Annotated in this window: 12 protein-coding genes; 5 read left to right on the top strand and 7 right to left on the bottom strand. The window is 32.4% G+C overall.

Annotation, left to right across the window (positions count from 1 at the left end):
- Positions 1-48: 48 nt before the first annotated feature.
- Positions 49-888 (top strand): aminotransferase class IV, encoded by an 840-nt coding sequence (locus tag VLC96_RS06765; protein WP_325261577.1) that lies wholly within the window; start codon positions 49-51, stop codon positions 886-888.
- Here VLC96_RS06765 and VLC96_RS06770 read toward each other — a convergent pair.
- The 5 genes from VLC96_RS06770 to VLC96_RS06790 form a co-directional block, all read right to left on the bottom strand.
- Positions 880-1440, bottom strand: a complete 561-nt coding sequence (locus VLC96_RS06770; RefSeq protein WP_325261579.1) for a YqgE/AlgH family protein — start codon at positions 1438-1440, stop codon at positions 880-882. The two genes, VLC96_RS06765 and VLC96_RS06770, sit on opposite strands and share 9 nt — an antisense overlap.
- Before the next feature lie 128 nt (positions 1441-1568).
- Positions 1569-1841, bottom strand: a complete 273-nt coding sequence (locus VLC96_RS06775; RefSeq protein ID WP_035637634.1) for an HU family DNA-binding protein — start codon at positions 1839-1841, stop codon at positions 1569-1571.
- A gap of 181 nt (positions 1842-2022) precedes the next feature.
- Positions 2023-2970 (bottom strand): methionyl-tRNA formyltransferase, encoded by a 948-nt coding sequence (fmt, locus tag VLC96_RS06780; protein WP_325261583.1) that lies wholly within the window; start codon positions 2968-2970, stop codon positions 2023-2025.
- On the bottom strand, positions 2970-4865 hold the full coding sequence (locus tag VLC96_RS06785) for a RecQ family ATP-dependent DNA helicase (RefSeq protein WP_325261584.1): 1896 nt from the start codon (positions 4863-4865) through the stop codon (positions 2970-2972). Before VLC96_RS06785 ends, fmt begins: the two co-directional genes overlap by 1 nt.
- A gap of 52 nt (positions 4866-4917) precedes the next feature.
- Positions 4918-5451, bottom strand: a complete 534-nt coding sequence (locus VLC96_RS06790; protein WP_325261621.1) for an AAA family ATPase — start codon at positions 5449-5451, stop codon at positions 4918-4920.
- Positions 5452-5832: 381 nt separating this feature from the next.
- Between VLC96_RS06790 and VLC96_RS06795 the strand changes: the two genes are divergently transcribed.
- The 4 genes from VLC96_RS06795 (at position 5833) to VLC96_RS06810 (ending at position 9232) form a co-directional block, all read left to right on the top strand.
- Positions 5833-6129: a DUF493 family protein gene (locus VLC96_RS06795; protein ID WP_325261586.1), complete on the top strand. Its 297-nt coding sequence runs from the start codon at positions 5833-5835 to the stop codon at positions 6127-6129.
- Between the two features lie 2 nt (positions 6130-6131).
- Positions 6132-6839: a DUF4290 domain-containing protein gene (locus VLC96_RS06800; protein WP_325261587.1), complete on the top strand. Its 708-nt coding sequence runs from the start codon at positions 6132-6134 to the stop codon at positions 6837-6839.
- Positions 6840-6951: 112 nt separating this feature from the next.
- Positions 6952-8268, top strand: a complete 1317-nt coding sequence (gene murA / locus VLC96_RS06805) for a UDP-N-acetylglucosamine 1-carboxyvinyltransferase (protein WP_325261588.1) — start codon at positions 6952-6954, stop codon at positions 8266-8268.
- Between the two features lie 97 nt (positions 8269-8365).
- Positions 8366-9232: a cation diffusion facilitator family transporter gene (locus VLC96_RS06810; protein ID WP_325261591.1), complete on the top strand. Its 867-nt coding sequence runs from the start codon at positions 8366-8368 to the stop codon at positions 9230-9232.
- A gap of 138 nt (positions 9233-9370) precedes the next feature.
- On the opposite strand, the gene VLC96_RS06815 is transcribed toward VLC96_RS06810, so the two are convergent.
- Together VLC96_RS06815 and VLC96_RS06820 are read right to left on the bottom strand one after the other, a co-directional pair.
- Positions 9371-9568 carry a hypothetical protein gene (locus VLC96_RS06815; protein WP_325261592.1) on the bottom strand — a complete coding sequence of 66 codons (198 nt, stop codon included), beginning with the start codon at positions 9566-9568 and terminating at the stop codon, positions 9371-9373.
- A 509-nt stretch (positions 9569-10077) separates the two neighbouring features.
- Positions 10078-12543, bottom strand: coding sequence for a DUF5686 and carboxypeptidase regulatory-like domain-containing protein (locus VLC96_RS06820; protein ID WP_325261594.1), 2466 nt, complete (start codon positions 12541-12543; stop codon positions 10078-10080).
- Positions 12544-12660: the final 117 nt, after the last annotated feature.

Raw genomic sequence — 12660 nt, forward strand, 5'->3', positions numbered from 1 at the left:
ATTGTATTTTATGACTTATATTTGCCTGAATTAATTCAGGCTTTTTTTATGGTAAATTTTAATGGTGCAATTGTATCTGAAGATGCAAATGTTTTAGTGCAAAATAGAGGGTTTTTATATGGCGATGCGGTTTTTGAAACTGTAAAAATTGTGAATGAGAAAATCCTGTTTCTAGAAGATCATTATTTTAGACTAATGTCTTCTATGCGTGTAGTCCGAATGGAAATTCCAATGGATTTTACGATGGAATATTTAGAAGAACAAATACTCTCAATAGTCAAAAACAATCAGATAGAATCTTCATCCAGAGCACGAATTACAGTTTATAGAAATAATGGAGGGTATTATTTACCACAAAATAATACAGTTTCATTTTTAATAAAAGCTACCCCGCTTGAAAATAAAGAATACAGACTCAATGAACAGCAGTATGAAGTCGATTTATACAAAGATTTCTATATAACGAAGCAATTATTATCTTCTATTAAAACTACAAATCGTTTAATAAATGTGACTGGAAGTATTTATGCTCATGAAAATGGTCTGGATAATTGTATATTGTTAAATGATGGTAAAAATGTTGTTGAGGCATTACAAGGTAACATTTTTATGCTAAATGGTAACAAATTAATTACCCCGCCAGTTTCTGAAGGTTGTTTAAATGGGGTTATGAGAAAACAGATTTTACAATTAGCAAAAAAAATCGAAGGCATTGAAGTAGCTGAAGAAATAATTTCTCCATTTGATCTTCAAAAAGCAAACGAATTATTTATAACAAATGTTATTAAAGGCATACAGCCAATAACGAAATATAGAAAAAAAGAATTTAAGACAGAAATTGCTAAGATTTTAATTGGGGAATTAAATAAGATTTTGGGTTTAATTTAAATAAGGATTTTCGGGAGCGTTTGACCAAATAAGGTACTCTCCTCCCAATTCAATTATTTGCTCTTTCCAGAAATGAGCAGTTGATTTTCCGATTATTTTATTCTCATAGTTATTTCTAGTGATAATCCACGAATTGGATCTCATTTCGCTCTCAAGTTGGTCAACTTCCCATCCTGTATATCCTAAAAAGAAACGAATATTTTCTTTTTTGATTTTACCGTTATTGATGAGGCCTTTTGTGGATTCAAAATCACCTCCCCAATAAATTCCGTTGGATATTTCAACGCTATTAGGTATCAAATCTGGAATATTATGAATAAAGTACAGATTATCCTGTTCTACCGGACCACCATTAAATATTTTAAAACTAGCATCAATTTCAGGAATTAAATCGTTGATAGTATATTTCAGTGGCTTATTCATAATAAATCCTACCGATCCATCTTGATTGTGATCAGCCAATAGGATTACAGATCTATTGAACGATAGATCTCCTATTATTGACGGTTCGGCGATAAGTAAATACCCTTTTTTTAATTTTTCTGAAATCATAAGGCAGCATTTTTAATTAAATTTAAGAAAAATTAGACCTTGTAACCAAATTTTTGAAATCTTAATCGTTTAAAAGCAAAAAAAAACCTTCCAATTGGAAGGTTTCAAATTATGTTGAGAAATCTATATTAGTTTACAGCTCCTTCTAAATCAGCTCCAGCTTTGAATTTTACAACATTCTTAGCAGCGATTTTTATAGTTTTTCCAGTTTGAGGATTTCTTCCGTCTCTTGCAGCTCTTGAAGATACAGACCAAGATCCAAATCCTACTAAAGATACTTTACCACCTTTTTTCAAAGTACCACCTACATTTCCTAAAAATGATTCAAGTGCTAATTTTGCAGCAGCTTTAGTGATTCCTGCATCTGCAGCGATAGCGTCGATTAATTCTGATTTGTTCATAATAATTGGATGTTAATTGTTGGTTAAAATAATTGTTAATAGAACAAAATTAGCAGGAAATACGGTGTGTGCAAGTGTTTCGTACAAAATTAGCAATATTTGTTAATAACTTGCTTTTATTGTTCATAAAGTAGGATAAAATTCTGTAATTATAATACCTTATCCTCTGTTTTTATTGATGTTAGTATGCTTTGGCACTCTCAGAAAAAGTAATTCCATTCAATAATTCAGTAGCTTTCATTTTCTTTTTGCCTGGAAATTGTAAACTTAGTATTTGAATAAAGCCTTGTGTTGTTGCTATTTTTATTTCTTTTTTAGTGCAAATTAAAGTGCCTGTTGCATAATTATGTTCTTCAAAAATAGCTTTAGCTTCGTAAATTTTTACATTCCATTCTTCGTTTTTATCTGCAAAATAGCACCAAGCGGCAGGATATGGACTTAGTCCTCTAATAAGATTATGAATGTCTGTAGTTGATTTTGACCAATCAATTTTACAATTTTCTTTGTTTAGTTTGTACGCCGTTTTAATATCTGATGTGTCATTTTGAATAGTAGTTGTTACATTTCCACTTTCAATCAATCTTAAAGTATCAATAACTGTTTCACTGCCCAAATGCATTAATCGATCATGCAGCTGTCCGGCATCTTCAGTGCTATTGATTTCAGTCTCGGCACTTAGAATCATTGCTCCGGTATCTATTTTATCATCGATAAAAAATGTAGTTACTCCCGTTTTGGTTTCGCCATTGATAATCGCCCAGTTGATCGGAGCGGCCCCTCTATAATTAGGTAATAAAGAAGCATGCAGATTGAATGTTCCTAATGAAGGCATTTCCCAGACTACTTTTGGTAACATTCTAAAGGCAACTACAATTTGCAAATTAGCCTGCAACGATTTTAATTCTTCAAGAAAACTTTCGTCTTTTAAATTAGTAGGTTGTAATAAGTGCAAATTATTTTCTAAAGCATATTCCTTTACTGCTGAATATTTTATTTTTTGTCCACGACCGGCTGGTTTGTCAGCAGCGGTTATTACACCAACAACTTCGTAATTGTTTTTGAGAATTGTATCTAGAATTCCAACAGCGAATTCTGGAGTTCCCATAAATATGATTCTTAATTTTTCCATTAGTTTTTTAAAGTGTATTTATTGTTTTTTTGAATTGCCACGCGATTATCTTCTAGCAATTGTTGTAGTATAAAAATAACATCGTCTGCAGTGTTTTTGGTTTTGTTTTGAATTTCTCTTGAGCTTAAATCTTCATTTTGAAGTAAAGCAGTAATTTTATTGGAAAGATCATTAAAATCTTTTTTGGGTTTTGAAAGCGTAATACAATAGGAGCAAATTCCACAATTCTTAGTTGCCGTTTCACCAAAATAGTCCAAAATCATTTTGCTTTTGCAAATGTCTTTTTCACTTACATATTTTATAACCGATTGTAATTGCTCTTTTTTGAGTTCATTTTGACGAGTTAGATATTTTGAAACTTTATTAATAGTTCTTTCGTCTTCTCTAATTTCATTAAAAATTAAAACTGCATCATTGTTTTTTGAGTGAAATTCAATAATTCCTTTGTCTTTTAATTTATGTAAAACGGCTAGTACAGCTGCTTCTGAATGTTGAGATTTTTTGGCAATCAATGATAAATTAAAAGCAGTCTGCATTTCGTAAACTCCCGGATATGTTCTTAGAATTGTCAAAATAATTTCTTCATCATTTGGATTCAAACTCGTGTAGCGAATGACTTCTTTTGATTCGATTAAAAACTGCAATGTAATTTTTTCTGAAAATTCTTGAGACAAAGTTAGTACGCCCTGACCGTCTAAAAAACGCATTCCATTATAAGTTTTCAGTATTGGAAAATCATATTTGTGGCAAAAATGATTTAGATTAAACATGAATTCCTCGTTGATTCCTTCTCCGTATGCAATTTGAAAATAATTGCAAAGTTTGATATACATCTTTTTTAGAAAATCTCTATCAGGCAATACGTCAAGAAACTGTTTTTCTGCCTGAATAATATCGCTTGGGCTAGTTAATAAAACGGCAAAAGCTTTCTCACCATTTCGACCAGAACGTCCAGCTTCCTGATAGTAGTTTTCAATGTTTTCGGGAAGTTGAATGTGAATTACTGTTTTGACATTGGGTTTATCGATTCCCATTCCAAAAGCGTTTGTAGCGACCATAACCTGCGCTTTTTCTTCCATCCAGAGTTGCATGTTTTTGTCTTTTTCTCTTGAAGCAAGACCTCCGTGGTAATAAGTTGCCTGAAATCCTAAAGTTTGTAGTTGTGTAGAAATGTCCAAACACGATTTTCTATTTCGTACATATATAATAGAAGGCTGAGGATTTTTTTTGAGAATTTGTTCAATTCGAAAAAGTTTATCTTCAACTTCAAAAACCATATAGGCGATGTTTTTTCGAGCAAAAGATTTAGCAAATTGAACAGGATTTTGCAGTCCAAGTTGAGTGATAATATCTTCTTTAACTCTAGGAGTTGCAGTAGCTGTCAAAGCTAAAAAAGGAACTTTTGGAAAGTATTCTTTTAATATCGAAATCTTTAGATAAGCAGGTCGAAAATCATGGCCCCATTGAGAAACGCAATGTGCCTCATCAATAGTTATAAGGTTTATGGGAAGATTTTTTATTCGTTCCAAAATCCAGTCGGATTGCAATCGTTCTGGAGAAACATATAGAAATTTATAATTCCCAAACTGGCAGTTGTCTAATAAGTCGACAACTTCGTCTGTTTTTATGCCACCGGTCAATGCAATAGCTTTGATTCCGCGGTTTTGTAAATTAGCTACTTGATCTTTCATCAAGGCGACCAAAGGTGAAATAACTAAGCAAATTCCTTCATTGATAAGGGCTGGCACTTGAAAACAAATTGATTTTCCGCCACCTGTTGGCATCAAAGCAAATGTATCATGACCATTCAAAACCGAATCAATAATTTCGTTTTGTAACGACCTGAAAGTATCGTGTTGCCAATATTTTTGAAGAATTTCTAATGCTGTTGGCATTACTTTTAGTTTAGATTTCGACTAATTTACAATATTGAATATTAATAAATTGCTAAATTTTATCTAATATAAAAAGAATTCTGTTATCGATGGTGTCTTTTGGTACTTCAATTAAGTTATAGCCATAGTTAGTGTAAGTTTTGGTAAGATGTTCCTGAATTTCCTTTGCCTGTTCAAAGTTTTCATAACGTTCACTATCGCTTTCGTAGATTTCTTCCCAAGGCGGTAAAATGAAGGTTTTGGTATAGACTTTTTCGCGGCAAGCATCAACAAAATGATCCGGATAATCATCACCAATGTAGTCCAAATAGGCTACAACATCTGGAATTCCGCGGTCTATAAAAACATGTTGATGAGGTTCGCTTTGAGCATTTTCAAATTGCTTAATTCGACCATCAAGCAACATCTGACTAAATAAGAGCGGTTCTGTTAGGAACAATTGTTCGATTCCTCGTTTTTGGGCTTCCAATGTAACCTCACGAGAAATCTCAGGATAGCAACAATAACCTTTAGCAACTAAACCATTAATAATAGAACTTTTCCCTGTACCGGGTCCACCAATAATAACAATAATATCTTTCTGCACTTTTTGTAAATAAGCGGCAAAAATACTCAAACTTATTGGTTTTTGAAATAGGAATTTTTTTTAGATTTACGAATTACAATTTTGCAATTGATTTTTGAATTTTGACTGTTGAAGTTGATTTTTACTTTTTGCGTGAGGGATAGGAATAAGCTACCGAAGTAGCATGGATAGCCCGACCGCGTTGAGTAAAGGGGCTTTGTAAGCGTTTCTATAAATAAGCCCCTTTGCTCAACGGGGTCACGCCCAGATTAAGACATTAGTTGCTGATTAGAGAATTTAGATGTATTTTGCCTATAGTTTAGAGTTTTAAAAAAATCTAAATTCTAAAATCCTTAAATCTAAATTCTAAAACGTATATTTGCCTTTATTTTTATTTTAGGGATGAGCAACGAACAAGAGAAAAAAACTGCAGAGTTTTACGAAAGACTTAAAGCTGAATTAGATAAAAGTAGTTCATGGCCTGCTCCATATTTGTTTAAATTTATAGTTCCAACAAGCGAAGAAAATATTTTGAAAGTAGAAGACGCCTTCAATTGTATGGGAGCTGTGATTAAAACAACTAAGTCGAAAACTGGCAAATTTACCAGTATTTCTGTAGACATAACTGCCAAAGATTCACAAGAAATAATAGATAAGTACCAAGAATTATCTACAATAGAAGGTATAGTTTCCTTATAATTATGATCGAAAAATATAAAAAAGAAAATGCGAATGATGTCGTTTTCAACTTGGAATATAATTCTGAAAGAAAACATTTAATCATTCCTGAGTATGGTCGTCATTTGCAAAAATTGATTGAGCAGGCTACTCTTATAGAAGATGATGAAAAACGCAATAAAGCGGCCAAATACATCATTCAGGTAATGGGAAGTTTGAATCCTCATTTGCGTGATGTGCCCGATTTTCAGCATAAACTTTGGGATCAGTTATTTATAATGTCTGATTTTAAATTAATTGCAGATTCTCCTTATCCAATTCCGTCAAGAGAGGTGTTGCAATTGAAGCCTGATGTTTTGAAATACCCTCAAAACTATCCCAAATACAGGTATTATGGTAATAATATCAAATATATGATTGATGTTGCCAATAAATGGGAGGAAGGCGAAATGAAGAGTGCATTGGTAAAAGTAATTGCCAATCACATGAAAAAGTCCTATTTGAGCTGGAATAAAGATACTGTGAAAGACGATGTGATTTTTGAACATCTTTACGAACTATCTGACGGAAAGCTGAATTTACTACAAAGTTCAGAAGAATTGCTCAATACTACCGATTTACTTAGAACCAACAAAAGGATTTCTAATAAAACAGGTGCAGCAGGACAACCAAAAATTCAGAGTAACAAGAATAATAAAAACGGCAAACAAAAACCGTTTCAAAAAAAGTAATTAATTAAAAAGTTACTAAGTAGCTAAGTAGCTAAGTTTCTAAGTTTTTTGAATAAATCTTAGAAACTCAGTAACTCAGAGGCTTAGAAGCTCAGCAACTTAAAATAAAAGCATGGAAGTTTTCAAAATCGAAGGAGGAACACGTTTAAAAGGAGAAGTAATACCACAAGGTGCTAAAAATGAGGCATTACAAATTTTATGCGCAGTACTTTTAACACCAGAAAAAATAACAATTAACAACATTCCTGATATTATTGATATCAATAAATTAATAAAACTTTTAGGGAATTTAGGAGTTAAAATAGAAAAATTAGGACATGGTTCTTATACTTTTCAATGTGATGAAGTAAACGTAGGATACCTGGAAACTGAAGCTTTCAAAAAAGAAGGAGGCGCACTTCGTGGTTCTATTATGATTGTTGGACCACTTTTGGCTCGTTTCGGAAAAGGATATATTCCAAAACCAGGAGGAGACAAAATTGGACGTAGAAGATTAGATACGCACTTTGAAGGTTTTATTAATCTTGGTGCTAAATTCAGATACAATAGAGAAGATCATTTTTATGGGGTAGAAGCTCCGGATGGCTTGATCGGTGCCGATATGTTGCTTGACGAAGCGTCAGTTACAGGAACTGCTAATATTGTGATGGCTGCGGTTTTGGCCAAAGGAAAAACGACAGTTTACAATGCTGCTTGCGAGCCTTACTTGCAACAACTTTGTAAAATGTTGAACTCTATGGGTGCTAAAATCACAGGTGTTGGTTCTAACTTATTGACAATTGAAGGAGTTGAAAAACTTGGCGGTTGTACACATAGAATTCTTCCAGATATGATCGAAATCGGTTCTTGGATTGGTCTCGCGGCTATGACCAGAAGTGAAATTACTATCAAGAATGTAAGCTGGGAAAATCTAGGAGTTATCCCTAATGTTTTTAGAAAATTAGGAATCACACTGGAGAAACAAGGAGATGACATTTTTATTCCAGAACATAAAGATGGTTATGAGGTAAAAACAGACATCGATGGTTCAATCCTTACTATTGCTGATGCGCCTTGGCCAGGATTTACTCCCGATTTGTTGAGTATTGTTTTGGTGGTTGCAACACAAGCCAAAGGGGATGTTTTGATTCATCAAAAAATGTTCGAAAGCCGTTTATTCTTTGTCGATAAACTGATTGATATGGGAGCAAAAATCATGTTGTGTGATCCGCACAGGGCAGTAGTTATAGGGCATGACTTTAAGTCGACTCTAAAAGCTACAACAATGTCTTCACCAGATATTCGCGCGGGAATCTCATTGTTAATAGCAGCACTTTCGGCAAAAGGAACAAGTACAATTCAAAATATTGAACAAATTGATAGAGGTTATGAGCACATAGACGAAAGGCTAAGAGCGATAGGAGCCAAAATAGTTCGAGAAAAACAATAAAAAAACAAATACACAAATTTTAAAATCGCTTAAATAAATTAAATTTTCACTTGAAAAGAATTTCTTTAAGCGATTTTTCAGTTTAAAATAGTCATATATGTCTAATGAACAAAAGGCAATAAAAGCAACTTATTTTAGTATATTAGGGAATACTGTTTTAGCGCTTATTAAAGGTTCAGCTGGTTTTTTTGGAAATTCCTATGCTTTGATTGCTGATGCGATAGAATCGACTGCCGATATTTTTTCATCGTTATTAGTTTTATTTGGTATAAAATACTCTAGCAGGCCAGCAGATGATAATCATCCTTATGGGCACGGAAGAGCTGAGCCATTAATCACTTTTTTGGTTGTTGGTTTCTTAATCACTTCGGCTACAATTATTGGCTACGAAAGTATAATGAACATTCAGACACCACATGAATTACCAAAACCTTGGACACTTTTTATACTTGGAGCAATTATTCTTTGGAAAGAATATTCGTTTCGATTAGTAATGAAAAGAAGCAAAGAGACCAATAGCTCATCGCTAAAAGCAGATGCCTGGCATCATAGAAGTGATGCGCTGACTTCGATTGCAGCATTTATTGGGATTTCGATTGCCTTGTATTTAGGAAAAGGATATGAAGCTGCAGATGATTGGGCGGCTTTGTTTGCTTCTCTATTCATACTTTATAATAGTTATTTGATTTTCAGACCTGCACTGGGCGAAATCATGGATGAACATTTATACGATGATTTAGTGGAGGAAATCAGAGAGGTTTCTCACCAAGTAGAAGGAATTATAGACACCGAAAAATGTTTAATTCGTAAAGCAGGAATGAAATATCACGTTGATCTTCACGCTCGTGTAAATGGAGATATAAGTGTGAAAGTAGGTCACGATTTATCACATAAACTCAAAGATACTTTAAGGGAAAAAATCCCGGAATTGGGAAATATTTTAATACATATCGAACCCAATTAAACTGAATTCATAATAAGACCAATACAATTAAGAGTATTGGTTTTTTTATGAATTAAATTTAGAGTAAAATGTCCTTAATTAAAATTCAAATTTGGAGGGTTGAGCCTGTAGACTACAAGATCAATTGGGATTTTTTTATCAATTTTGTTTTTCTATACAAGATAAAATAACTCCAAAGGTTAAAGTAGGTAGCCAAAAAATAAAGGAAAGTAATCCTAAATTATCTATTGTTGCATTTGAATTTCCACCAGTACAAGCAAACACATTAGTACTAAAAACAAGCATTGTTATGCCTAATAGAATCAATCCGATTCCTTTTTTTTGAGAGGTCATCATTTTCATCTTTTTTAATTTATATTTTGATGTTTTTAATGAATAAAGATGTTGTGTGTTAATAATTAATTTATAGCCTTATTTGGCTATATATCCATTATTGATTTGAGTTTTGGTAGTATAAAATTAAAGCTATATTATCAACTGGCATATGACTTTTATCATGTGCTGCATATCAATAAAATAGCTTCTTTTTCTCAAAAAGTTTCCCTGAAATATGATTCTTGACTTTGTTATTTAGAATTTTATAAAGTCTTTGAAAAAGGATTGACACTGTACAACAGTCTTAAAAGTTGTCAAAATCTAAAGGGAGCATGAATTGGACTCAATTTGCATAGATAAATACCATCATGCATAGATCCTGTACTTGTTTTCTAGACAATAGTTTGAATCACTATTTTATTAGGTAAAATGCTTTATCAGCAGACCCTATTTAGTTTCATACTAAATCTGTATCAATCGGTAATTTGTTTTAGACCTATATTTTGATGATAAGTTGTGAAGTATGAATTTTAATTCAAAAATTTCAATCCAACAATTACGCCATCTTTTTGAAATCCATCTTGATAGGAACGAACATAATCCAGTCGGAATATTTTGAATTTTCCAAAACCTAAGTTGTCTAATCCAACACTATATTCTGAGTAAGGTTTCATTTTTGGAATTGTCAGCAAATGATACCCTAACACCAAATTTGATTTAAGTAGATTTAATAGTGGGATTTTATTCATAATAAATCCTTTATCGTTGTATTCTGTGTGGAATTCAAAGTAACGATCATTGGTACTATTGGTGTAGTAAGGCACCAAATTAAACACATTGAGATAGCTTTCTGAGAATCCAATATAGGTTTGATTTCCATTAAAATGTTGGTAATCTACAAACGAAATTTCATCTGCATTAAAGAATTTGCCGCCTTTGGCATTCAAGGATAAATTACCTTTGTTGCCCAGTTTTAAATCATAAAAGATCTTGGCTCTTAGGTAATCAAACTCATACTTTTTTTCGCTTCCGGCAAATCCTTTTTCATAACCTAATGTCACGACAGGATAATTGCCTTCAGAAATATTGTATTTTCCATTTGGTCGTGAAATGTAGCTTTGATCAAAATTAATTTTGGCTTCGACTTTAGCTTTTACCAAATTGTATTTTTCAAAAGCCGGAGTTGTGAAATCATTGGGGGCCCATGGATTATTGGAGGTGTACGCTTTGTCTTTTTGTACAAAAGTTTGGTCAGTAGTATTAAATAATGGTTTGTTTTCAAGATAATCGATTTTGGCTTTCATGAAAATTCCGTTCGTAACCTCTTTTTGATATAGCAAGGAAACGTAATTATTTTCATAAACTTTCATCAGATTTTCTTTGAAAAATAAGGTAGTAGCAGAGTTTAATAGTTCCTTTATTGGGTTTTCATTATTAAATTGAGCTACACGACTTCCTCCTGAAATTTGAATTTCGCTTTTATCAATATTGTTGAATCGATGAATGAAACTTCCCGTTGCTCGAAATTTATTTTCGGAAAAACCATAGTCAAAATCGGTTCCAAATCGAGTGTATTTACCTTTTTCTGAATCATCTTTGGTAAACGAAAATCCTGTAGAGATATTCCACCCTTGAACTGTATTGAAGTTGATCCCAGTCAATAATCCGTTATAATGTGCGGACCACTTTTGAAAAGAATTTCTATAATTATACCCAGAAACAATATCTAAAGGGTTGAATTTGTTATTCTTTTTATCAATAGAATCCAGATATACTTGTGATTTTTTCTTGATTTGTAGGCTGTCTTTTTTCCTGTAATCGGTACTTTCTTCGAGTGTTAAGGGTATTGGTCGAATGGTATTCCAATAATTATCGTCTTTTTTGTTCGCATTTTTTTCAAAAGATAATATTTCTTTGGTAAATGTTTTTTTAGTGAAAGCGGGTTCAAATTCAAAATTGGAAAATACATAAGTAAATTTTCCTGAAACATTGATGCCCATCATTCCAAAGACAAAATCAATAGTCTGAGTATTTTTGACCCAGATTTTAGTATCTGAATTATAACTAAAATTTTGCTTTAACGTCAATGTATTCAAAGCTGGATTCTGCATTTGATCTCCTGTAATAGTGATATCAACGGCATAAATCGCCCAACTGTCTTCCAAAATATAAATGTAACCTTCCATCACTGGTTCCGTCGATCGTTTTGGCGTGACTTTTATTTTGTTGATTTGTTGATTGTTTTCATTATAAAAAGAACCTTCTAATTTGTATTTATAGTAATTAAAAGCATTGTTGGCAATAGGCGAAACAATGTTGACATCAAAATCCAAGTAATTATCGTATAAATCAAAATTAGCAGAAGCCGCATTGTTATAGCTAAATCCATTATCATTGCCACTAACTTTGGAAGCTATAATGGTTTCCTTCAATTTGTTTGGTTTTTGATAGATTACTTTAGAAACGGTTTCGGACAAATAAAGAATACCAGATCGAGTTGAGTCTAGTGATTCGTCAAACATGTCAAGCTTTATTCCAAGAACTTTTTTGGGAGCATTTTTGATTCTAAAAATACCACGAGAGTAAAAATCAGCTTTGTATTTTGCTGTCTTTTCTGTGTTTACTTTTTTATTAGCAATAGCGTTTCGTATAATTTGATTGGCTGGATTATCTTTTGGATTGACAATTACTTCGCTGAGCGAATAACTTTCTTCAGCCATTTTCACATCCAAAGTATAGGGAAAAGTAGTAATATCAACAATGGTTTTTTGAGTTTTGAAACCTAAAAACTGAAACACAATCGAGTGCTTGCCTTCTTTTTTTATATTTAATTCATAAAAACCTTTTTCGTTCGAAGTGGTTCCATTATAAGTATTGTCTTCATAAACGGTTACAGATGCTAACGCATTGCCTTTTTCATCTGTAATTTTGCCTTTGAGTTGGGCAAAATTTATAAACGACGAAAGTAAAAAGAAATACAAAAAAGGTTTTTTCATAAATTTAATTTTTAGGTAGGACGCTTTTTTGTAAGTAATGTTACGTAAATATATTCTATGTTTTTAATAATCAAGAAAATAAATATAATCCGTCCTATTATCTAAATAGTGAAAAAA

Source organism: Flavobacterium sp., assembly GCF_035456085.1.
Taxonomy (GTDB): domain Bacteria; phylum Bacteroidota; class Bacteroidia; order Flavobacteriales; family Flavobacteriaceae; genus Flavobacterium.